This is a genomic window from Shewanella sp. 5_MG-2023, from assembly GCF_030547465.1.
Classification (GTDB): Bacteria; Pseudomonadota; Gammaproteobacteria; order Enterobacterales; family Shewanellaceae; genus Shewanella.
The window spans coordinates 19591-43948 of the sequence record NZ_JAUORC010000012.1 but is presented as its reverse complement, the minus strand read 5'-3'; the positions used below and the strand labels follow the sequence as shown (position 1 = coordinate 43948).

Here is a 24358-nt window from a genome sequence, read left to right as displayed (position 1 = left end):
TGACCTAACTATTTAGCGTTTTGACGATATTGTTCAATCAACTCAATAAAGTGATCAAACAGTGGTGACGCATCGGTCGGTCCAGGGCTTGCTTCTGGGTGACCTTGGAAACTAAACGCTGGTTTATCAGTAAGGTGAATACCTTGCAAAGACCCATCAAATAACGATTTGTGAGTCACTTTGATGTTCGCAGGCAACGTCGCTTCATCAGCAGCAAAACCGTGGTTTTGACTGGTGATCATCACATTACCTTTTTCAATATTACTTACCGGGTGGTTAGCGCCATGATGACCAAACTTCATTTTCAAAGTTTTTGCCCCAGATGCTAATGCAAGTAATTGGTGACCAAGACAAATACCAAATACTGGGATTTCAGTTTTTAAAATTTCTTGGATAGCCGTAATCGCATAATCACATGGCTCTGGGTCGCCTGGGCCATTTGATAGGAAAATCCCATCAGGATTCATTGCTAATACTTCAGCTGCCGGTGTTTGTGCAGGGACAACAGTAACATCACAACCACGGTCAACTAGCATGCGTAAAATATTGCGCTTGATACCATAATCAAAAGCAACAATTTTAAACTTAAGTTCTGACGCTGGAGTTTCGTCCGGTAAACCACCCACTAAGCGCCAAGTGCCTTTGCGCCATTGGTAGGTCGACTCTGTGGTCACTTCTTTAGCCAAATCCATGCCTTTCAAACCAGGGAATGCTTTGGCTGCTGCTAATGCTTTAGCTTCATCGATATCGCCGACCATAATACAACCGGCTTGGGCACCCTTTTCACGTAAAATACGAGTTAATTTACGGGTATCGATATCAGCGATACCAACAACATTATTCGCTTTTAAATAATCGCTTAAGGATTGTTGATTACGGAAGTTGCTAGCTAATAGAGGGAGATCTCGGATGATTAGACCACAGGCATGAACTGAATCAGATTCGGTATCTTCATCGTTTGTTCCGGTGTTACCAATGTGCGGGTAAGTCAAAGTGACAATCTGGCGAGAATATGACGGATCCGTTAAAATCTCTTGATAACCTGTCATTGAAGTATTAAATACAACTTCACCAACAGTTAGTCCATCGGCACCAATTGCTGTGCCAGAGAATACGGTTCCATCTTCGAGTACAAGTAAGGCAGACTGTGTCAACGTGACCTCCAAAAATAAGAGTCAAACCACTGAAATTATTTATTTTTAATTTCTACAGATTTACAAAATTACGAAAATTTGGCAAATTCCGGCGATTCTATATGAATTATGTATAAGCGTCTATGCTTGATTTATGTTTTTTTGGGAACAATATTTTCCAAAAAAAAACCACCAACGGTGGTTTTCTTTAAATATTAATTGAGTCCCAATACTTGCTGCATGTCATACAGACCAGCATCTTGATCGGACAGCCAATAGGCGGCGCGCATTGCGCCATTTGCAAAGGTCATGCGACTGGTGGCTTTATGCGTTATTTCAACTCGCTCACCAATATCGGCAAACATCACCGTATGGTCGCCAACAATATCACCGGCACGAATAGTAGAAAAACCAATGGTATTTCTATCACGTTCGCCTGTCATACCTTCACGACCATATACAGCGCACTCTTCAAGATCACGACCTAAAGTTTCAGCGATAACTTCGCCCATCTTTAATGCCGTCCCTGAAGGGGCGTCTTTCTTAAAGCGATGATGGCCTTCGGTGATTTCGATATCGGTGTAATCACCCATTACTTTTGCAGTTAACTCTAATAGTTTCAGCGTTAAGTTAACGCCTACTGACATATTCGGTGCAAACACAACCGGTGTTTGCTCAGCATAAGCACCAATCAATTCTTTTTGAGCATGATTGAACCCAGTAGTACCAATCACAATCGCCTTATGGTTTTTAGCGCACCAATCAAGGTGAACTAACGACGACTCTGGAGAGGTAAAATCAATTAATACATCAAAATGTTCTGATGCAATATCTAATGAATCTGTAATCGCGACATTCATAGTACCAACACCAGCAAGCTCACCAGCATCAACACCAATCAGTGTTGAACCTGTACGCTCAATAGCAGCACCCAAATATATGACCTCATGTTGCTTTGCAGCTTCAATCAGTGTGCGACCCATACGGCCACTGGCACCAACAACAGCGACTCTTACTTTTGCAGTCATTTACTTCTCCCAGTGATACAAAAACGCCTAAGTAAACTTAGGCGCTTTTCATTAAACGATTGCTAATAATTCGACTTCAAATACCAACGCCGAGAATGGCGGGATAGAAGCGCCAGCACCACGTTCGCCATAAGCTAAGTGTTGTGGAACGAATAGTTTAAGCTTAGTGCCAACAGGCATTAGTTGTAATGCTTCAGTCCAACCAGCGATAACACCAGAAACTGGGAATTCAGCAGGCTCGCCACGAGCTACAGAGCTATCGAATACTTCACCGTTGATGAAAGTACCGTGGTAATGTGCACGAATAGTTGATTCAAGCGTTGGCTTTTCGCCTTCACCTTGAGTGATAACTTCGTATTGAAGTCCTGACTCAGTAACAATAATGTCTTCACGCTTAGCATTTTCAGCTAGGAATGTTTCACCTTCAGCAGATGCTGCAGCAGCAGCTTCTTCTTGAACAGCTTGTAAACGACGGCTGATTTCAGTGAAAGCAACTTGTAAGTCTTCCATAGCTACAGCACTTTCTTTACCAGCGAATGCATCAGCTAGACCAGCTTGTACAGCAGGGATATCGATGCCTTCGAAAGGGTTAGCTGCTAATTGCTCACCCATTTGACGACCTACACCGTAACTTGCTTGCTGTTCCATTGTGTTGAACTCTGACATATCGTATTTACTCTTAATTCATCGGTTAAAATTTGCGGGGCAGTTTACCACACTTTCGTTGCTGATGGGTGCTAATCTACCTCGATTATGACTATTTTTCAGTAGCCTTAATGACACTTGGCAAGCGTCTTCTTTAGAGCTGCTTGATACACTGGTGTCACTTTAGCTTGAAGGGCTTTTAAATCGGCAATACGTGTCGAATGAGATGGATGGGTTGAAAATAGCTCAGGGCCTTGTTCACCACCGGCTTTGGCCATATTTTGCCAAAGCGTAACGCTTTTAGCAGGATTAAAACCCGCTTTAGCCATTAACTCTAAACCAAGCTCATCGGATTCACTTTCTTGATCGCGGCCAAAGGGTAATAAAATACCGACTTGCGCACCTAAGCCTAAGCCCGCCATATAAAGATCTTTATTGGCCACGCCGCCAGCACCTAGGGCTATATCAGCCATTTGCATACCTGCATTGGTCATTTGTGAACGCGAAACTTGCTCATTACCATGCCTTGCTAGCACATGGGCTACTTCATGACCTATTACTGTCGCTAACTGGTCTTGATCGCTCGCCACCTTAAGTAATCCTGTGTACACGCCAATATGTCCACCGGGCAGTGCAAAAGCATTTATCTGCTCTGAATCAAATAACACAACTTCCCAGTTTAAGCTTTGATCAGGTAATACTGCAGTAATGCGATTGGCAACACAGTTCACATAGGCGGTTTGCTGTTTATCGGTACTGATTTTTTCCGTTTTTTTCATCGCATCGAATGATTGCGCCCCCATTTGCGACATTTGAGACTCATCAAATAACAGCATTTGGCTGCGGCCAGTTGGGGATTTGTGGGTTGCGCAACCTGAGATAATAATGGTGGCAAATAGCCCCCAAAAACCGGCTTTCATAATAATTATCCTTTTATTATTTTGTGAGCGTTGGCAATAGTTCATCATATATTTAGTACTCAATAGATTGATTACAAATGAACCTATTGCGCGCTATTGTAAGTCATTTTTAGCTCAGCAATCACTAAAAACAGCAGCTTACCTTGGTGTTTATTTACCTTTAAAGTCCTTAATACTGCGCTTTTTCTGACTGCGGCGATTTGCTTGCTTATCTTTTTTTGGCCGTTGACTGTTACCCGAACTCGGTTTATCCGTCACCGGGAAATCTGCTAAGACGAGTGTTGGCAGTGCGCGCTCAGTTAAGGTTCTGATAGCTTGTAGTGCATCAGATTCACCATGACACACTAACGATAGCGCCAAACCATTAGCACCCGCCCTTGCCGTGCGACCAATGCGGTGCACATACACTGCTGCGCTTGCGGGTAAATCCACATTAATAATCACAGGTAATGCATCAATGTCTATACCGCGGGCTAACACATCAGTTGCCACTAATACGGTTAACGCCTTTGATTTGAAGTCCTTTAAGGTTTTAGTGCGTATCGCTTGCTCTTTATCGCCATGCAATGCTGCCGCATTAACTCCAGCTTTTACCAGCTTTTTGGTTAGTGCATCTGCGCTATCTTTAGTATTGCTAAACACCAACACTTGCTGCCATTGATGCTGCTTTATTAGCGCAATCAGTGCTTGTGCTTTACTGCCTTTATTGACCAAATAAAGCTGCTCTTCAATGTGATCTACCACTGAATTGGCTTTATCAGCTTCAATACGGATCAGATCATGTTTCAAAATCACACTAACTTGTTTAGCTACTGTGTCATCTATGGTGGCTGAAAATAATAGTGTCTGCTTATTTACCGGCGTTTGCTGCACTATGGTTTTAATGTCTGCCCAAAAGCCCATATCTAATAACCGGTCTGCTTCATCAAGTACTAACAACTTCAGCGCTAATAAAGACACATGTTCCAGCTTTATAAACTGCACTAACCTTGATGGGGTGGCGATGATAATCTGCGGCGGTCTCTTCAAATCAGCGACTTGGGCTTCAACATCAATGCCGCCACATAAAAGCTGCACCTTTATGCCTAAAGGCTTCGCAACCTGATTAAGCGTTTGATAAACCTGATTAGCCAGCTCACGAGTCGGCGCAATCACTAGCGCTTGAACAGGGTCAGCTTTATCTAGATCAATAGCTTGCAGCATAGGCAAACCAAAGGCGTATGTTTTACCGCTCCCTGTTTGTGCTAAAGCCAATACATCTTTACCTGATAACACAGCAGGAATGGCCAGCGCTTGAATTTTAGTGGCCGCTGTTAACTGCTTAGGTAAAGCTGAGATAAGGCTTGGATTGAGGTTTAACTGTAAAAAAGACATCGAAATAGTGATCCAAAGAAGCAATGAGATGCAGTCTACCGCACACTGACGTCATTGTCTTAAGCTGTGTTTGTTTAATAGCCTGCAAAGTGCTTTAAAAACTTGCCAATAAAAAAGGCTAATTACTTTGCAGTAATTAACCTTTTAATCGACTCGCTAATAGCTAAATTTAATAAATAAATTTAGCTATTTAAATCGTGAAAAAACTTTTTTACGCCATCAAAGAACCCTTCAGCTTTAGGGCTGTGCTTCTTTGACTCACCGGTTAAGGTCGCTTCAAACTCACGAAGTAGCTCTTTTTGCTTTTCGTTAAGTTTAACTGGTGTTTCCATGACGACTTTACAAAGTAAGTCACCAACGGCGTGGCTGCGAACCGATTTAACACCTTTACCGCGCAAGCGGAACATACGGCCAGTTTGGCTTTCTGCAGGTATTTTCAAATTCACTTTACCATCAAGTGTTGGCACTTCAATCTCGCCACCTAATGCAGCTTTGCTGAATGAAATTGGTACTTCGCAGTAGAGGTTATTACCATCACGAACAAAAATATTATGTTCACGAACGCTCACCTGTACATATAAGTCACCCGGAGGCGCGCCAAACTCACCCGCTTCACCTTCACCGGTTAAGCGAACACGATCGCCAGTATCAACACCAGCTGGTATTTTAACTGATAAGGTTTTGCTCTTTTCAACACGGCCTTCGCCATGACACTTCTTACAAGGATCTTTAATGATCTTGCCGCGGCCATGACAAGTCGGACACGCCTGCTGAACAGCAAAGAAGCCTTGACGCATTTGTACTTGGCCTTGACCATGACAGGTACCACAAGTGGTTGCTGACGAGCCTTTCTTAGCGCCGCTGCCATCACAGCTATCACACGATGCTAAGGTAGGAATACGTAACTCTTTAGTAAGGCCACGAACCGCTTCTTCAAGTGATAAGTCTAAGTTGTAACGTAAGTCACTACCGCGAGCCGCTTGACGTTGTCCACCGCCACGACGACCGCCGCCAAAGATATCGCCAAACACGTCACCAAAGATATCACCGAAATCACCGCCGCCACCTTGACCGCCGCCACGATTAGGATCAACGCCTGCATGACCAAATTGGTCATAAGCCGCTTTCTTATTCGCGTCAGTTAAAATTTCATAAGCTTCTTTAGCTTCTTTAAAGTTAACTTCAGCTTCTTTGTCGCCTGGGTTACGGTCAGGATGATATTTCATCGCTAGACGCTTATAGGCTTTTTTGATTTCTCGTTCACTGGCATCGCGACCGACACTTAGAACTTCGTAATAATCTCGCTTTGACATAATCTCAGTTTTCTCAAGCAGGTATTGTACGAACGGGCGTTAGAGATTTCTCCCAACGCCCGCCTGAAAGTTAACTAACTAATTTAGCTTACTTTTTGTCGTCTTTTACTTCTTCAAACTCAGCATCAACAACGTCATCTTCAGGCTTAGCTTCTTGCGCATCTTGTGCTGGAGCTTCACCTTGTTGCGCTTGTGCTTTCGCTTGAGCGATTTCCATTAACTTAGCAGACGCTTCCATTAATGCTTGAGTCGCTTTATCAATTGCTTCTTTGTCGTTACCTTTAGTTGCGGTATCAACGTCAGCCATTGCTGCTTCAATTTTCTCTTTTTCTTCAGCTGGTAATGCTTCACCCGCTTCTTCGATTTGCTTCTTAGTTGCGTGAACCATGCCATCAGCTTGGTTACGTGCAGTCACTAGCTCTTCGAATTTAGCATCTTCATCAGCGTGAGCTTCTGCATCACGAACCATTTGCTCTACTTCTTCGTCACTTAGACCTGAGTTAGCTTTAATAGTGATGTTTTGCGCTTTACCGGTTTTCTTATCAGTTGCTGATACGTTTAAGATACCATCAGCATCGATGTCGAAAGATACTTCAACTTGTGGCATGCCACGTGGCGCTGGTTCAATACCTTCTAGGTTGAATTGACCTAGAGATTTGTTGTAGCTAGCTTGCTTACGCTCACCTTGAAGTACGTGAATTGTTACTGCACTTTGGTTATCTTCAGCAGTTGAGAACGTTTGACTCGCTTTAGTCGGGATAGTGGTGTTCTTCTCGATAAGCTTAGTCATTACGCTACCCATGGTTTCGATACCAAATGATAGTGGTGTAACGTCAAGTAGCAATACGTCTTTCACGTCGCCAGAAAGTACACCAGCTTGAATTGCTGCGCCTACGGCTACGGCTTCATCTGGGTTAACGTCTTTACGTGGCTCTTTACCGAAGAAGTCAGTTACTGCAGCCTGTACTTTAGGCATACGAGTTTGACCACCAACTAAAATCACTTCGTTGATGTCTGAAACAGATAAGTCTGCATCAGCTAGCGCAACTTTTAATGGCTCTAAAGAACGTTGGATTAAGTCGTCAACTAAAGACTCTAACTTAGCACGAGTGATTTTAACCACTAAATGCTTAGGACCTGTTGCATCAGCAGTGATGTAAGGCAGGTTAACTTCAGTTTGTGTTGTGCTTGAAAGTTCAATTTTCGCTTTTTCTGCAGCTTCTTTAACACGTTGCATTGCTAGCGGGTCGTTACGTAAGTCTAGACCTTGCTCTTTTTTGAACTCATCAGCTAAATAGTTAATTAGACGATTATCGAAATCTTCACCACCTAAATGAGTATCACCGTTAGTAGCAAGTACTTCGAAAGTTTGGTCACCATCGTTGCTATCAATTTCAATGATAGAGATATCAAAAGTACCACCACCTAAATCGTATACTGCAACAACGTTGTCGCCTTGTTTTTTGTCGATACCGTAAGCTAGTGCAGCAGCAGTTGGCTCGTTGATGATACGTTTAACATCAAGACCAGCAATACGACCAGCATCTTTAGTTGCTTGACGTTGTGAATCATTAAAGTATGCAGGAACAGTAATAACCGCTTCTGTTACTTCTTCACCCAAGAAATCTTCAGCTGTTTTCTTCATCTTTTTCAAGATTTCAGCAGATACTTGTGGTGGTGCCATTTTCTTGCCGTGAGCTTCAACCCATGCGTCACCATTGTCAGTACCAATGATTTTGAAAGGCATGATGTCAACATCACGTTGAACTTCGTCATCTTTAAAACGACGACCGATTAAACGCTTAATCGCGAAAAAAGTATTTGTTGGGTTTGTAACTGCTTGACGCTTAGCAGGTGAGCCTACTAATGTTTCGTCATCGGTATATGCGATGATAGATGCTGTTGTACGTTCGCCTTCAGCATTCTCGATTACGCGAGCAGTACCGCCATCAAGGACAGCCACACAAGAGTTAGTTGTGCCTAAGTCAATACCAATAATTTTGCCCATGAGGATCTCCGAAATATAAAATTTTAATGTAACTAATTTGATTATGTTTGTTGATATGGGGTCAGGAATTGATTTTTCAAGTCCTAATTTTTGCCTCTCATATCAGCCTTACTGCATATATTGGGACAGCTAACTAAAATACAAGGGCTGATCAAAAAAATTATTAAAAATATCTTAAGTAAATATCCCGTGACCTCATTTTGTATATTGCATACAATCTGTCCATACTTGCTTGCTTTGCTAATCCACCCCTTGGATATTATGCATAATTACTATTATTAGGAATGATTTTGTCAAACACTTCTCTTGCCTATGTCTATGGTTTAGTTGCCGTTTTACTTTGGTCGACAGTCGCGACTGCATTTAAAGTCGCGCTAAGTTTTTATACACCCTTACAATTGGTATTTGTTGCAGTGCTCACCTCTATTATTGCATTGAGTGTGATTATCCTATGGCAAAGAAAGCACACATTAATGCTGCGACAATTTAAACGTCGCCCAGGATTTTATTTGCTTAGCGGTATTCTGAATCCGTTTCTTTATTACTTTGTGCTGTTTGAAGCTTACGATTTACTTCCAGCTCAACAAGCCTTATCCCTTAATTACACTTGGGCGATTTTATTGCCCATTTTAGCTGTCCCTTTGCTGGGTCATAAGCTCACAAAGGTTGATGTCATTGCCGCGCTGATTGCCTATAGCGGCGTTTACATTATCGCAACCGGCGGCAATATCACCGCATTTAACTTTGATAGCCCTAAAGGGATTGCTTTTGTATTAAGCAGTACGGTGATTTGGTGCTTATATTGGGTAACCAATACCAAGGATGACGGCGATGCCACTGTAAGCTTATTACTTAGCTTTTTAATTGGTTTACCTTTAGTGACTATTGCCATGCTAATCCATCAACCCATAAGCGACTTTAGTTGGCAAGCGCTAACTGCTGGAGTGTATGTGGGGCTATTTGAAATGGGTATCACCTTTGTTTTATGGCTTATGGCACTTAAAAGCACCGAGAAAACCTCTAACATCACCACGCTTGTATTTTTAACCCCTGTGCTGTCTGTTGGGTTTATCGCGCTAATCTTAAAAGAGCAAATCGCCAGCAGTACCTATATTGGTCTATGCTTTATTTTAACGGGGTTAATATTGCAAAAGGTAATCCCACAGCTGTTGAGAAAATCCAGTTTAAAGATCAGCCATAAGCATAATAAGTAGCAGTGGTTAAAGCATTTTACGATATTTAAACGATTAAAATTTAAACTTTATTGTCAACATGGCAGTTAGTTGCTATTAATAAGGTGTGCAGTTAATACGGTGTACAAGATACAAAGGATGCTTCAAGGAGGAGATTGGCAATGGGAATGCCGAGATGGAATTTAAGTGACACCACTGAAAATAAAATTCGCAGCTATAGCTTAATGCTTACCGCGGCTATTATGCTTTATGAATATCTCAACGGTGATATCTCAACCCAATACCCCGCCATGTATATATGTATTTTTGTTTTTCCTGCGGTCTACTTCACTAATAGCATACAAGAAAAGTACTTCCCGCTTATCATGGAGTATGTTCAAGCAGCTAGGCTTGTAAGCATATTTATGACGCTGAGCAGCTTTTTGATTTGGTGTTACACCACTTATATACGTTTATCTACTCCTGCGATTTCCAGCCATGGGCTATACCTGCAATAATCCTATAACGGCAATAACCTCTGGCGACAATAACCTCTAGCGGCACATTTCAAAGCTGCTGCTATTTCAGTGCTCAAAAAAACAAAAAAAGCACCGAGGTGCTTTTTAAGTTTTAAGCGCAAATCAAGTCAGTTTGTCACTCACAGCATCGTCAGCTTCAAATCTGGCTTGGGTTAGTTTATTTTAGCTGCGAGAAGTATAATCACCAGTTGCCAACCACTTATAAGTCGTTAGTGCATCAAGAGCCATTGGTCCGCGAGCATGTAGCTTTTGGGTACTGACCGCCACTTCAGCCCCTAAACCAAATTGCGAGCCATCCGTAAAACGGGTGCTGGCATTGACATATACCGCTGCTGAGTCTACTTGATTCATAAAGTGGCAGGTCGCATTAATATCGTCAGATAAAATCGCTTCAGAGTGACCGCTAGAGTGTTGACGAATATGGGTAATCGCTTGGTCAATATCAGTCACAATCTTAACCCCAAGTGTTAATGACAACCACTCAGTACTGAAGGTTTCATCCGTTGCAGGATGAATATCAAACTGACTTGCTGCAAATAACTGCTGCGTTTTTTCACAAGTATAAAAACTCACGCCTAATGCCGACATCTGCGTAAACAAATCTGCTAAAAACTCAGCCGCAACAGCTTCGTGAACCAGTAAGGTATCTAAGGCATTACACACTGTTGGACGCTGCACTTTTGCATTAATGATCACCTCAGCACTGCGAGATAAATCCGCTGATTTATCAAGGTATAAATGACAAATACCAATGCCGCCTAAAATCACCGGAATAGTGGCTTTTTCAGCGCAAAGGCGTTGTAAGGTTTGGCCGCCGCGAGGAATAATCATATCCACATATTGGTCAAGGCGCAGTAAGCCAGTCACTAAGTCGCGATCGGTAGAGTTAATCAGCTGCACAGCATCTTCAGGTAAACCTTGTAATGTCAGCGCTGTGCGGATCACCTCACTTAAAACTTTATTTGAGGTTAAGGTTTCTTTACCGCCACGAAGGATCACTGCATTACCGGTTTTTAGTGCTAGTACGGCAATATCAACAGTGACGTTAGGGCGTGCTTCGTAAATCACCCCAACAACTCCCAGTGGCACTTTGCGTTGAGTTAAACGTAAACCGTTATCTAATAACTGGCTAGCTGATTCACTGCCCACAGGATCGGCAAGATTAATCACATTTTCAATATCAGCAATAATGCCAGCTAATCGCTCGCTATCTAGCAATAATCTATCGATCATCGCATCGGTTAAACCATTGGCTCTTGCTGCCTGCACGTCTTGGTCGTTCGCCGCTAAAATCGCTTCGGTATTTAGCGTTAGTTGCTCGCTAATACAACGAAGCAAAGCGTTTTTGTTTTGGCTCGATAAATTAGCAAGGGCAAAGCTTGCTGCTTTTGCTTGCTTACCTAGCGTGGTTAAATATTGCTGCTGTGACATGTTTTCGTCCTTTAATTTATTCACTATCTAGTACCACCATGTCATTACGATGTATTGCTGCTACGCCGTAATCATAGCCAAGTAATGTTTCAATCTCGTTGGAGTGCTTTCCTGCAATTATCGTTAATGCTTTAGCACAATAACGGCTCATGCCTTTAGCAAGCACGTGACCTGATTTATCGGCAATCAACACAGTTGCGCCACGTTCAAATTGCCCTTCTACGCTGACAATCCCTTTAGGCAATAAGCTGCGACCATTTTCAACGACCGCTTTACAGGCGCCATCATCTAATATCAGCCGCCCTTCTGTTGCAGGGCCAGCTAAAATCCATTGTTTTCGGCTTTCAAGGGGATTTTTAGTGACACTAAAATGAGTGCCGACCGATTCTTTACTGACTACTTGTGAAATCACATTAGGCAAATGACCTGAAGCAATGACCACTTCAACACCTGCTCGCCTAGCCACATCGGCCGCTTCTAACTTAGTCGCCATGCCGCCAGTGCCTAAACCTGAAACAGCGCCACCCGCTAACAAGCGTAAGTTATCATCAATATTGACCACTGAAGTAATTAACTTGGCATCGGGGTTATTGCGTGGATCGGCATCAAATAAGCCGATTTGATCAGTCAATAACACTAATAAGTCAGCATCACATAATAATGCGGCCCTAGCTGATAAATTGTCATTGTCGCCCACTTTAATTTCATTGGTGGCAACGGCATCATTTTCATTAATAATCGGAATAATATTATTATCTAACAATGCATTGAGTGTATCTCGAGCATTTAGATAGCGTTCACGATCATGTAAGTCGGCGCGGGTTAACAATAATTGCCCCACGTGCAAACCATAAATACTGAACAGTTCTGACCAAGCTAAAATAAGCTGACTTTGACCCACGGCGGCTAATAATTGTTTATTGGGCATAGTATCGGGCAATACGGGGTATTGCAGATGTTCGCGACCAGCCGCTATTGCGCCAGATGTGCACAATACAACTTCAATACCTGAACGCACAAGCACAGACATTTGTCTGGCCAGTTCCACCATATGTGCTTTATCGAGCTTGTTACTGCCCGAAGTTAAGACACTGGTACCTAATTTTACGACGACCCGCTTGTAAGTCATGACTGCCTTTTCAAACTCAAAAATATTGACTGAAATATTTTTATACCTAATTCAGCGAATAATTCATAGTAAAGCCCATAATTGAGTAAACAAATACTATATTTATTTGTTATACAGCATAAAAAAGGGCTATGCATTGCATAACCCTTAACAAAAATCACTAATTTATCATTGCTGCTTAATTACAGCTTGATAACCCACACATGAGCTTACTCAGCAGGTGTTATGGCGAGCAAAGCCAAGGTTAACCCCAAATAAACTTAGCTAAAAATAGTGCCGCAATAAACAAGATACCAAGATTTAACTCTTTAAAACGGCCAGTAAGTAGTTTAATCACCGCATAAGAGATAAAACCAAACCCTATGGCATTAGCAATTGAAAAGGTTAATGGCATCAATAAACACACAATGACCACAGGCGCCGCTTCTGTTAAGTCTTCCCACTCAACATTGACTAAGCCAGACATCATCAAAATCGCCACATAAAACAAGGCGCCACTGGTAGCATAAGCGGGTACCATGCCGGCAAGTGGGGCAAAAAATAATGCAGCAATAAACAACAAACCGACGACAACAGCGGTTAAGCCAGTACGGCCACCGGCGCTAACGCCTGCCGTGCTTTCAATATAACTAGTGGTCGTTGATGTTCCTAACGTCGCCCCTGCGATGGTGGCTAAGCTGTCTGCACTTAAGGCGCGTTTCACTCTTGGTAAACGCCCTTGTTCATCTAAAAATCCGCCACGCTGCGCGACTGCAACCAAGGTGCCTGAGGTATCAAATAAATCCACAAACAAGAAGGCAAATATCACTGAAATCATACTGATTTCAAGCACTGCGGATAAATCCATTTTCATGAATGTCGGTGCTATCGATGGTGGCATCGACATAACGCCGTTATAACTCACTTCACCAGCTAACAATGCAATGGCTGTGACAATGAAAATACTTAATATCACCGCCGCTTTGTAGCCACGCTGTACCATAGCAATGATCAAGAAAAACCCCACCGCAGCCATCACAGCTGAGAATGAAGTGATATCCCCCATAGTGACTAATGTTGCCGGACTTGCCACCACAATACCGGCGCTTTTAAGGCCAATAAAGGCCAAGAACAAACCGATACCCGCGGCAATACCTAATCGCAGACTCATTGGAATACTGTTAACTATCCATTCTCTAATTTTCACCAAAGATAAAATTAAGAAACAAATACCAGACATAAATACTGCGCCAAGTGCAGTTTCCCAGCTATAGCCCATTTCGCCGACAACGGTATAAGTGAAGAAAGCATTAAGCCCCATACCCGGCGCTAATGCGATGGGGTAATTGGCCACTAAGCCCATCACTAAACAGCCCACTGCCGCGGCTAAACAAGTGGCCACAAACACTGCACCATGATCCATGCCGGCATCAGCTAACATCATAGGGTTAACAAAAATAATGTAAGCCATGGTGAGAAAGGTAGTGAGACCCGCGACAACTTCTTGTTTTAAATTCGTTTGATTATCTTTGAGTTTAAACAGTTTCTCTAACATGAAGCCTTGTTCCTTGAAAAGGGGGTGTAATTGGCTGCTATAGCCGCTACTGGCTAATTACAGTCAAAATCAGAGGTGAATTAATTCGTTCGGATTATAGGTACTTATAAGGTTTATAGCCATGTTAGATAACTAAACACTTATATTCGTATGAAAGACAATTTAACTCAATGAAAAGCCAGTGGTTGATAAATTTCAGGCAAAAAAAATGCCTACTCAAAAGAGTAGGCAGACAAGTTAAAAGTTTTCCGTATGGGGAGAGGAAAACTGCATCACAATTAAGTGATAAAACTTAAAAAGTAAATTGGCAATAGAGAACCAATTTACTTGTTGTCTAAAACCGCCCAAAGGCGACAGAAAAAAGGGTTGATACGGTAAATCAATGAATAAGGAGGGTTAGCCCTTAAACGTCATGGCATAAATGCCAAAAGACAGAACAGCTGGATTTAACCAAGTGCCTTGTCCATAAATAGTATAGCTGTCTGTAGAAGACATAATCATACTCCAAATAAAGTTGCGAAAACCTAGTCTTGCTTGGCTCGGTTCCTTGGAACAAACTTTTCTCAATCCATTGAGACAACTCATCACTCGATTCCTTGGAGACTATATCCATCCTGGATTAACTAGAATTGGAAAGCACCGTCGCTGTCCAACGAGAGGAATAATACCAAAGTGTAATTTTATTACAAGTATTTATTTAATTATTTTATATTTCAATCAAAAAATGAAATAAAAGCACACTTGTATGACAAATTAAGAATTTAGAGTTCTCATTAGCAAACAATCAACCACTAAATAGCACAATATATAGTGGTTGAGCAAAAAACAAACTACACATTGCCGCCCAAAACGCTTTGTAATAAAGTTACCAAAGGCGAGCCTGTGGGTTTCCCATACAAACTATGGCCTTCTGTGGCACTACCGGCAATATCAAGATGCGCAAAAGGCAATGGCATGGCAGAGCCTGTGCCATGTTGGCCCAAGCCTGAAGCATTAATTAAAAATGCTGCGGGATATTGATGGCCTCTGGCAGTAATGGCAGAAGGGCCGTTATTAGATGACAATAACTCCCCTTGGCCAGAGATATTATGTACCTTGGCAAAATCATCATGACGCAAGCTAGATAACTCAAATGGTTCGCCCCATTGCTCAGCAATGCCAGCTAGGGTGTGACCCATACCAGCTTGTTGTGCCACTTTGTTCTCGACTAGTGCGGTATAGCCGCCATAACAGCGCACCACATGGCCGGTTAAGGTTGCCACAGAAAATACTTGCGGCTTAATTGCTGTCATTGCCTGAAGTCTTAAGTGAGATAATAAGTCTGCCAGCACTAAGCGCCCTTCGGCATCAGTATTACCAATACGCACTCTAACACCGCCATGGCTGGTAATGATTTCATCAGGAACAAAGGCATCGCTGCCAATACTGTTTCGCACCAAACCTAACTCTGCTATCACTCTAATGCCTTTGGGCTTTAAGATAGATAAGGTTTTCATTAAGCCTGCCACCGCTGCAGCGCCGCCTTTATCTCGGCTCATACCCGCCATGCCACCGGCGACTTTAATATCTGCGCCGCCAGTATCGTAAATAACTCCTTTACCAGCAAACAAGTAGGTGCGATCAATGGCGCCCTCTGCCACATATTCCAGTTTAACCACGCGAGGTTGATGCCGAGGCACATTAAATGAGGCTCTCCCTACTGCGCAAAGCAGCGGGTAATCGCGCTCTAACTCTTCACGTTCTTCAATGACTCTGATTGCTAAGCCACTGTCTTTTAGCGCCTCAACGCAATAATCAGCAAATGCTGGCCCCGCCATTCTTTCTGGCTCAGTGCCGCATAGATCCCTTGCCAAAATCTTACCGGCTTCGACAGCATTGAGCAGGCCACTGCAATTGTCGCTGCCAAGCAAACCAATGGCGCTAAATGCTGGGGTAATTGCTGTGGCTTCTCGCAGCTCCAGTGATTGCCATAGTTCCTGACCACAGGCAAGTGCAGCAACCTGTTTAGCAAATTGATAGCGCTTATCTTGGCTGGTTTCTACCACCAACAGCGGTTGTTTTGCTCCCGCAGCCTTAGCAATAACAACGCCTTCTCTAGCTGCTTTGGCAAACACACTCACATCACTGTATTCATTAGTGGCATTAACAACTGGGGCGACAATCAGTCTGCCACCCGCAAGTCCGGGCGCCAGTAACAATGTTGCCGACTGACCAATGCGCTGATCGATTTGTTTCGCATGCTTGGCGAGTATTTTTATTTCATCTTGGGCAATGGCGGCTAAATCGGTGGCGACTACCACTACGGCGTCCCAGCCATGGCCTTCAAAAATGGCTTGATCATTTGCTACATCAACGATATTGACTTGAAACATGGGGCATCCTTTTTAAATAGATTGTTATTATTGCTTGCTAATCAGTAATTTCAGGTGCTGAATCACAAATCATAACGACCAATGGTGGTTAAAGTATATAAGCTTAGCTTTACGATAGAGTTAAAATATATTTACAAAAATTAATTTAACCCAGCCTCTCTACTTGCTCTAGGTCACTACTTAGTAACGACAATATGGTAAACTTCAGCGCATCTATTCCCACATTCATAGCATTTAGGGAGTCTTCGTGACCGCCATTAATCAATTATATCCCCAGCCATTATGGCAATGGTTTGAACAAATTTGTGCGATTCCGCATCCATCCAAGTTTGAACAAGCACTTAGTGAACATATCCAGCAATGGGCTAAATCGAAAGGTTTGCCTGTCGTCGAAGATAAAGTCGGTAACTTGATCATTAAAAAGCCAGCGTATGCTGGAATGGAAGAACGCAAGACTGTGGTATTACAAGCCCACATTGATATGGTTCCACAAAAAAATGCCGATAAAGTGCATGATTTTGAAAAAGATCCTATTGAAGCCTATGTAGATGGCGAATGGCTAAAAGCCAAGGGCACCACCTTAGGTGCTGATAACGGTATTGGTATGGCTTCAGCGTTAGCAATTCTTGGCGCTGACAACATTAAACATGGTCCATTAGAAGTGCTGCTTACCATTGATGAAGAAGCGGGCATGACTGGCGCTTTCGGCCTTGAAGCTGGTTACCTTGATGCTGATATTTTAATTAATACTGACTCAGAACAAGAAGGCGAAATCTACATGGGTTGCGCTGGCGGTGTTGATGCACAGCTAAGCGTTCCTATGTCATGGCAAGCACCTGAGCAAAGCAATGCCAGCTTTAGCTTAACCCTTTCAGGTTTAAAGGGCGGCCATTCAGGCGTCAACATTCATTTAGGTCGCGGCAATGCCAATAAATTATTAGCCCGTTTCTTATTTAGTTATGGTGATGATTTACAAATTGAATTAGTTAACTTCACTGGCGGCTCTTTACGTAATGCTATCCCCCGTGAAGCTAGCATCAACTTTATGCTGCCAAGCGAAAATAAAGCCAAGCTTGAGCAAGCCATTGCTCAATATCAAGCGATTGTTCGTGAAGAGCTGGCAATTGCTGACCCTGACATGTTGCTAACACTTGCAGCCATTGACGCTCCAGCAAAAGTCATGAGTGAAGATGCGCAAAATACCTTAATCGATTTACTGCACGCCTGCCCTAACGGCGTAATGCGTATGAGCGATGAAGTTGAAGGTGTGACTGAAACATCGCTTAACGTCGGAGTGATTAACACTGACAACGAATCTGTTGAAGTGCTATGTCTTATCCGCTCATTGATTGACTCAGGCCGAGTGCAAATTGAAACGCAATTAACGGCATTAGCAAACCTTTCAGGTGCTAGCATTGATCTATCAGGCGCTTACCCTGGTTGGAAGCCTGATAATAGCTCACCAGTGATGGCCATTGTCCGTGAAACGTATAATGATATTTATAAGAAAGACCCGACGATTATGGTTATCCATGCCGGTCTTGAATGTGGACTATTTAAAGAACCATACCCAACCATGGATATGGTCTCTATTGGCCCAACCATTCGTTTCCCACATAGCCCAGACGAAATGGTGAATATCACCACTGTTGGCCAATATTGGGAACTACTGCTTGCGGTACTAGAGCGTATTCCAGCAAAAGGCTGAGCTTTAACTCTCTATTAAATTACGCGCTTAATAAAAAGGCTGCTCTATTCTTGATATAAGAAAAGGCAGCCTTTTTGTTTCTAGCGATAATCACTAGAACTGCAAATCTAATTGCTCGCTATTATCATCTGTAACCACTTCTGGCTGGCTATTATCAGCTAAACCAACACTGACACCGATTAATCTTATACCTCGGCCATTGGCCCGCTCTAGTGCTTGAGTTAACAATGTCTGGAATAAGTTAAGCGACATTTCATCACTGCGATGCTCAATGGTAGTTTGCTTGAAATCGTTAAATTTAAGTTTTACTACCTGTTTATGAATTTGCCGGTCTTTAGCACTGCGATGCACCCGGCTAATAAGCTCTTGGATTAACTGCGGCATGACATTGCTGCATTGCTCTATAGTAAAAATATCTTGGGCTAAGGTGGTCTCAACCCCAACCGACTTTCTGATACGATTTGGGCTTATTTGACGTGTATCGATACCTTGAGTGCGCTCAATTAACACGCGGCCAAATTTACCAAAACCGCTGATGAGCTTGTCACTCGGGTAGCGCTGCACGTCTTCACAGGTTTCAAGCCCGAGCGCTGCAAGCTTAGCCGAGGTTACTTTTCCCACCCCAGGGATTTTACTTAAGGATAATGATTTTATAAACGAAGGGATCTCAGCAGGCGTGATCACATATTGACCATTAGGCTTATTTAAGTCAGAAGCTATTTTAGCTAAAAACTTAATCGGTGCGACTCCCGCGGAAGCAGTAAGCCCGGTTACCGTAAAGATTTCAGCTCTGATCTGCTCAGCAATTAAGGTGGCGCTACCTTTACATGCATCACAATCAGTAACATCAAGATACGCCTCGTCCAATGATAACGGCTCAACTAATTCTGTATAACGATGGAATATTTCACGGATTTGCAGCGAAACCGCTTTGTAAACCTCCATCCTGCCTGGCACCAATATCAAATCTGGGCAGAGTTTTAATGCCTGATAACTCGACATAGCAGAACGAACGCCATATTTACGCGCCTCATAACTACAGGTACTGATAACACCACGGCGATCGCTGCGCCCACCTACAGCAATAGGTTTACCACGCAATTGTGGAAAATCACGCATTTCAACTGCGGCATAATAGCAATCCATATCAATGTGGATAATTTTACGCATGGCGTTTTCATAAAGAAGTCACTGAATGACATCATGATACTGTATATAAAAACAGTGTTCAAATTAAACCTTTATCACCAGTCGCGTTGAAAGCTTCAAATTACAAAATAGCGCTAATTTGCAATACAAATAAATAACAGTAAGAACACTAAACATCAGACAACACAAAAACAAAATCAACATTACATGATGCAAATCACTAACTTTTTTATGAGCTTAGGGTATATTTTGATTTATAAGCAGGTACAATCAAACAAAAATAATAATACAATTAGGTGAGTTATGAACAAGTTTGGCTTTAAAGCGAGTTTACTATTTGCGTTAACAATTCTATTAGCTTTCGCCTTGATCATTAGCGGGCTGGTCACTCACCAATTATTAAAACAACAAATAACAGACAAGCTGACAACCGACATCCACCACCAAATAAAAACCAAAGTCAGTGAAATAGAAAACTCATTTAATCGCACCACTTCCGCGGTAACTGAACTCGCGAGTCTATACCGTCATAACAATGTGGATGCCGGCCATGTCGCCATGACTCAATACACAGCCAAATTAGGTGGCGTCTCTAAAGTCATTATGGGGTTTGATGATGGCCAATCCTTTGCCTCTATTGCTTCAGAGTCTTTTCCTGACGGCGTCGGTGTAGTCGATAAATATGATCCCCGCACTCGTCCTTGGTACCAAAACGGCAAACAAAAAAATACCTTGTCCCTCAGCGAAGTGTTTTTTACCCGTACAGACGGTATACCTATGGTCGGGGTTATGCATCCAATTGATGGCGGGATCATCATGGCGGATTTACGTTTTGACTACTTGCAACTGCAACTACAAGCATTAGCAGATATTGAAGGTGCCACTGGCTTTATTATTGATAAAAATGGCTTAGTGTTAGCCTCTAATTCAGCCTTAACTAATCAAAAAGACAATATCAGCAGCAATAGCCAACTAAGCGAGATCTATCAAAGTATTCTCGGTCAGGATAGCTCATGGGCGCTCAGTGATATAAATGACGTTAGCACGATTATTGCTAGTCAAAAAATCCCTTTAATTGATAACAACCAATGGTATGTGATTGTCACCCTCGATGAAGCAACAGCTTTCGCACCGCTTGTTAATGCCACATTAAAACTCAGCGGCATCATATTATTGGTACTTGGCTTATCTGTTGTGGCGTTATTAATACTACTGAATAAGCTCTATCAACCGATTAATGAACTACGTGACTTAGTCACTGGCTTATCTCAAGGTAATGGTGATTTAACCCGTCGTTTGGAAGTCAAAAATGATGACGATATCGGAAAAATTTCCCTCGGAATTAACGCCTTTATTTCACAACTACAAACCATGTTGTTAGCCATCAATAAATCGACAATTAAATTATCTACCGGTATTGATAAGCTGCAGCACTATAGCCAAAACAGCGAACAAATTTTGACAGCCCATACCAATGAAACAACCCAAATTGTGACCGCCATTGAAGAGCTATCAAATACCGCTGTCACTGTGGTTGAGAATACCGAAACCGCAGCCAAGCATACTAATGAGGCTAATATTACTGGCGAGCAATCACTGAAGACCATTAACTTAACCCAAGTGGGTATCCAAGGTTTAGCTGCTGAAATCCATCAAACTGCTGGTAATGTCGAGCACATGAATAATGAAACCAGCAGTATTCAAAGCATTGTTGATGTGATTGGGAGTATTGCAGAGCAAACCAACCTGTTAGCGCTTAATGCCTCGATTGAAGCTGCAAGGGCCGGAGAGCAAGGGCGTGGTTTTGCTGTGGTTGCAGATGAAGTGCGCGCCCTTGCCAGTCGCACCCAAACAAGTACCAGTGAAATTGAAATCGCGCTGGCAAAATTAAAAGCTGAAGCCACTGCGGTGGTGGCGGCCATTGGCAGTACTGAACGAGCCTGCTCAGACACGGTTACTGAGGTCAGTAATACTTCTGATAATTTACAAACCATGAGTACTATTGTTGCTCAAATCAATGCCCTCAATAGCCAGATATCCACCTCAGCAAATGAGCAAAATATTGTTATTCAGGAAATTAATCGAAGCATGCACCAAATTCACGATATGGTTGAAACCTTAAATGATGAAGGCATTATGCAGCGAAATGAAACGGATAATATTGCCACAATCAATGTGGAGCTAACCAATATGATTAATCAGTTCAAACTATAGCGTTACCAATACATATAACGCTTAAAAATCCCATAAAAAAAGCCTAACTCAGTTAGGCTTTTGTTTTGTAGCAAACTCAATGATTACATTTTGGTTTGCAGATAATTTTGTAAACCAACGCGATCAATTAATCGAATTTGTTTTTCTAACCAATACATGTGATCAGATTCAGTATCATCAAGTAGTACTTCTAAGATTTCACGGGTTTGGAAGTCGCCTTTTACTTCGCATAAAGCGATGACTTCACGTAAATGATCAGCAACTTGATATTCGTAGCTCAAGTCATTTTTAAGCATCTCTTCTACGTCTTTACCGATGTTTAATGCTTCACGACTTGCAACATCTGGCGTGCCTTCCAAGAAAAGAATGCGCTGAACTAACTTAGCAGCATGGGCTTTTTCGTCATCTGACTCATGTAAGATGCGCGTATAAAGCTCATCAAATCCCCAATCTTCGTACATGTGTGCATGTACAAAGTATTGATCCATCGCTGACAACTCACCGGTTAATAATGCATTTAAAGCTGCAATAACTTCTGGATTACCTTTCATGATAATGTCCTATTAATCTTTAATTTGTGATTGAAGATAGTTCTGAATACCGGTTTGGTTAATCAGCTCTTTTTGGGTTTCAATCCAGTCTAGATGCTCTTCTTCATCTTCAAGTAAATCTTCTAATAAATCACGAGTAACGTAATCGCGCTCTGTTTCACAAAGCTTAATCGCCTCTCGTAAAACGACCAACTGCTCGACTACCGCTTGCTGATCACAATCAAACATTTCTTCGCAATGCTCACCAATGCGTAACTTGTCTAATTGTTGAAGGTTAGGTAAACCTTCCAAAAACAATACCCGCTCAATTAACTTGTCTGCATGTTTCATATCTTGAATAGATTTTTTATATTCTTTCTCATTGAGGTTTTCGAGTCCCCAATGCTTGAACATACGCGCGTGAAGAAAATATTGATTAATGGCAGTGAGCTCACATGTCAGTACACGATTAAGCTGACTAATTACTTTTGGATGGCCTTTCATGATTTAGTCCTTAAATGCTAGATTGATCTGGATCAATTTCGACCAGCATAGTACATGTGACTTCAAAAAACAATTCCCCTTTATTATCATAAACTTAGTCATTGATAACTATTATCATTATAACTTAGGTTCTTATCTCGCTTCAGCATTTTCACGTTTGAATATTTCTTAATAGAATCACATCTCTAGCTAATTCTGCTGGTTTTTAATAGTGACAATAATCACACTAGTAAGGGTAAATGTTAGCTGTAATTAGTTTTGTAAATTTTGTAACAGTCGTAAAAAAGCCCACTTGAAAGTGGGCTTAAAGTTAATGCTGGCGCACTAGATAATCCGGTTTTGATTCAGTTTTGCTTCTCTTTCAGCTTCAGCCATGCGGCGTTTGCGTTTATCGCATGGGTCATCACAATCACAAGCTTTCTCAATACCCAAAACACCTAAACCACCACAACTGCCTTCAACCGCCTTGCGCTTCACGATATAGCCCACGGACATTAATAAAAAAAATAATAACAACACCACAAATGCTGCGATAAAAGTACTCATCATATTCTCCAAGCTAAATTGGTCATCAAATAAATCTTTAAATGCCATTAACGAATGTAAGGTGCAAACGACTCACTATAAAATACGTCATAATTATCGTCGTCTTTTTCAATCAGCATAACTGGCAGTTTCTCACGCTCAGCTAACGCTAAAGACTCTTCCGTACCTAATACCATCATTGCAGTTGCATAAGCGTCTGCAGTCATACTACTAGGGTGCAAAACGGTTACTGACGCTAACTTATGCTTTATTGGATAACCGCTTCTAGGGTCAATTAAATGCGAAAAACGCTCGCCGTTTTCTTCATAATAAATTCTGTAATCGCCAGATGTCGCTAGCGCCATATTACCAGGCTCTATCACCTGTTGAATAGCCGCCCCTTGGCTCGAAGGTTTCTCAACTGCAACACGCCATGGGCTGCCGTCATTTTTAACACCTTTAACGCTAATCTCACCACCAATTTCCACTAAGTATCCCTCTACTTGGTATTTATTGAGTAGTGCAGCAATTTTATCGACACCATAGCCTTTAGCAAGGGAAGATAAATCAATGTAGAGATCAGGGCTTAACTTGGTGACAGTTAAATCTTTGACACTAAAACCATGAATATCCGATTTAGCTTTCATCTCGGCAATCGTTTCAGCGCTTGGGATCGCTGTTGGGCGCTTATCAGGACCAAAGCCCCATAGGTTAACTAATGGCCCTAAGGTAATATCCAGCGCGCCTTGAGTCGTGTCGTAAAGGCGTAAGCCTTCATTTAAAACCTTGGCTGTATCCGCTGAAACTTTCAGGCGTTGATTAACACCTAGCTGGTTAAAACGTGATAGTTCTGACTTCGGTCTGTAAGTGGACATTTGATCATTAACTAACTCAAGAGCGATATCAATTTCAGCTTGTAGTAGTTGAGTGGTTGGCAGGCGCTCATTACGTACCACTTTTATATGATAAGTGGTCCCCATGGTATTGCCTGACAGTGACACTATCTTATCTTCAGTTCCACAGCCGACTAAAATCAACAAACCAAAAAATACTGCCAGCGTCTTCATCGAAATTTTTATCATGTAAATGTTCAAATTCTCAATTTTTATATGGTTAATGTTTAAATCATT

Annotated in this window: 20 protein-coding genes; 4 read left to right on the top strand and 16 right to left on the bottom strand. The window is 42.2% G+C overall.

Annotation, left to right across the window (positions count from 1 at the left end; all coding sequences use genetic code 11):
* Positions 1 to 8: 8 nt before the first annotated feature.
* The 7 genes from carA to dnaK all read right to left on the bottom strand — a co-directional run bounded on the left by carA (position 9) and on the right by dnaK (position 8421).
* Positions 9 to 1166: a glutamine-hydrolyzing carbamoyl-phosphate synthase small subunit gene (gene carA, locus Q4557_RS08735; protein WP_102437921.1), complete on the bottom strand. Its 1158-nt coding sequence runs from the start codon at positions 1164 to 1166 to the stop codon at positions 9 to 11.
* A 182-nt stretch (positions 1167 to 1348) separates the two neighbouring features.
* A complete protein-coding gene (gene dapB, locus Q4557_RS08730) occupies positions 1349 to 2161 on the bottom strand; it encodes a 4-hydroxy-tetrahydrodipicolinate reductase (RefSeq protein ID WP_303412135.1) in 813 nt (270 codons plus the stop codon).
* 51 nt (positions 2162 to 2212) lie between these two features.
* Positions 2213 to 2827 carry an FKBP-type peptidyl-prolyl cis-trans isomerase gene (locus tag Q4557_RS08725; protein WP_102437925.1) on the bottom strand — a complete coding sequence of 205 codons (615 nt, stop codon included), beginning with the start codon at positions 2825 to 2827 and terminating at the stop codon, positions 2213 to 2215.
* Positions 2828 to 2934: 107 nt separating this feature from the next.
* A complete protein-coding gene (locus Q4557_RS08720) occupies positions 2935 to 3726 on the bottom strand; it encodes a M48 family metallopeptidase (protein ID WP_303412132.1) in 792 nt (263 codons plus the stop codon).
* A gap of 150 nt (positions 3727 to 3876) precedes the next feature.
* The gene (locus Q4557_RS08715; RefSeq protein ID WP_303412130.1) at positions 3877 to 5100 is read right to left on the bottom strand and encodes a DEAD/DEAH box helicase; all 1224 of its coding nucleotides are present in this window, start codon (positions 5098 to 5100) and stop codon (positions 3877 to 3879) included.
* Between the two features lie 182 nt (positions 5101 to 5282).
* Positions 5283 to 6413, bottom strand: a complete 1131-nt coding sequence (gene dnaJ, locus Q4557_RS08710) for a molecular chaperone DnaJ (protein ID WP_102437931.1) — start codon at positions 6411 to 6413, stop codon at positions 5283 to 5285.
* An 88-nt stretch (positions 6414 to 6501) separates the two neighbouring features.
* The gene (gene dnaK, locus Q4557_RS08705; protein ID WP_102437933.1) at positions 6502 to 8421 is read right to left on the bottom strand and encodes a molecular chaperone DnaK; all 1920 of its coding nucleotides are present in this window, start codon (positions 8419 to 8421) and stop codon (positions 6502 to 6504) included.
* A gap of 290 nt (positions 8422 to 8711) precedes the next feature.
* Between dnaK and Q4557_RS08700 the strand changes: the two genes are divergently transcribed.
* Together Q4557_RS08700 and Q4557_RS08695 are read left to right on the top strand one after the other, a co-directional pair.
* Positions 8712 to 9635, top strand: a complete 924-nt coding sequence (locus Q4557_RS08700) for a DMT family transporter (RefSeq protein WP_303412127.1) — start codon at positions 8712 to 8714, stop codon at positions 9633 to 9635.
* A 146-nt stretch (positions 9636 to 9781) separates the two neighbouring features.
* Positions 9782 to 10111 (top strand): hypothetical protein, encoded by a 330-nt coding sequence (locus Q4557_RS08695; protein ID WP_241904024.1) that lies wholly within the window; start codon positions 9782 to 9784, stop codon positions 10109 to 10111.
* Positions 10112 to 10294: 183 nt separating this feature from the next.
* Here the strand turns inward: Q4557_RS08695 and Q4557_RS08690 are convergent, their stop codons facing one another.
* The 4 genes from Q4557_RS08690 to Q4557_RS08675 form a co-directional block, all read right to left on the bottom strand.
* Positions 10295 to 11563 (bottom strand): glutamate-5-semialdehyde dehydrogenase, encoded by a 1269-nt coding sequence (locus Q4557_RS08690; protein WP_102477152.1) that lies wholly within the window; start codon positions 11561 to 11563, stop codon positions 10295 to 10297.
* A 16-nt stretch (positions 11564 to 11579) separates the two neighbouring features.
* Positions 11580 to 12692, bottom strand: coding sequence for a glutamate 5-kinase (gene proB, locus Q4557_RS08685; RefSeq protein ID WP_102477151.1), 1113 nt, complete (start codon positions 12690 to 12692; stop codon positions 11580 to 11582).
* Between the two features lie 244 nt (positions 12693 to 12936).
* Positions 12937 to 14226: an NCS2 family permease gene (locus tag Q4557_RS08680; protein ID WP_076542805.1), complete on the bottom strand. Its 1290-nt coding sequence runs from the start codon at positions 14224 to 14226 to the stop codon at positions 12937 to 12939.
* A gap of 830 nt (positions 14227 to 15056) precedes the next feature.
* Entirely contained in the window at positions 15057 to 16598 is a 1542-nt protein-coding gene (locus Q4557_RS08675; protein WP_303412123.1) for a leucyl aminopeptidase family protein, read from the bottom strand.
* 247 nt (positions 16599 to 16845) lie between these two features.
* Here Q4557_RS08675 and Q4557_RS08670 point away from each other — a divergent pair, with 247 nt between their 5' ends.
* The gene (locus Q4557_RS08670; protein WP_102530881.1) at positions 16846 to 18306 is read left to right on the top strand and encodes an aminoacyl-histidine dipeptidase; all 1461 of its coding nucleotides are present in this window, start codon (positions 16846 to 16848) and stop codon (positions 18304 to 18306) included.
* Positions 18307 to 18399: 93 nt separating this feature from the next.
* Here the strand turns inward: Q4557_RS08670 and dinB are convergent, their stop codons facing one another.
* The gene (dinB, locus tag Q4557_RS08665) at positions 18400 to 19476 is read right to left on the bottom strand and encodes a DNA polymerase IV (RefSeq protein WP_102437949.1); all 1077 of its coding nucleotides are present in this window, start codon (positions 19474 to 19476) and stop codon (positions 18400 to 18402) included.
* 282 nt (positions 19477 to 19758) lie between these two features.
* Here dinB and Q4557_RS08660 point away from each other — a divergent pair, with 282 nt between their 5' ends.
* Positions 19759 to 21669 carry a methyl-accepting chemotaxis protein gene (locus Q4557_RS08660; protein WP_102530880.1) on the top strand — a complete coding sequence of 637 codons (1911 nt, stop codon included), beginning with the start codon at positions 19759 to 19761 and terminating at the stop codon, positions 21667 to 21669.
* Between the two features lie 83 nt (positions 21670 to 21752).
* On the opposite strand, the gene bfr (Q4557_RS08655) is transcribed toward Q4557_RS08660, so the two are convergent.
* The 4 genes from bfr (Q4557_RS08655) to Q4557_RS08640 form a co-directional block, all read right to left on the bottom strand.
* A complete protein-coding gene (gene bfr, locus Q4557_RS08655) occupies positions 21753 to 22220 on the bottom strand; it encodes a bacterioferritin (protein WP_102437953.1) in 468 nt (155 codons plus the stop codon).
* A 12-nt stretch (positions 22221 to 22232) separates the two neighbouring features.
* The gene (gene bfr, locus Q4557_RS08650; RefSeq protein WP_102520116.1) at positions 22233 to 22703 is read right to left on the bottom strand and encodes a bacterioferritin; all 471 of its coding nucleotides are present in this window, start codon (positions 22701 to 22703) and stop codon (positions 22233 to 22235) included.
* Positions 22704 to 23027: 324 nt separating this feature from the next.
* Positions 23028 to 23249 carry a (Na+)-NQR maturation NqrM gene (nqrM, locus tag Q4557_RS08645; protein WP_076542875.1) on the bottom strand — a complete coding sequence of 74 codons (222 nt, stop codon included), beginning with the start codon at positions 23247 to 23249 and terminating at the stop codon, positions 23028 to 23030.
* 47 nt (positions 23250 to 23296) lie between these two features.
* Positions 23297 to 24295, bottom strand: a complete 999-nt coding sequence (locus tag Q4557_RS08640; protein ID WP_241903506.1) for an FAD:protein FMN transferase — start codon at positions 24293 to 24295, stop codon at positions 23297 to 23299.
* Positions 24296 to 24358: the final 63 nt, after the last annotated feature.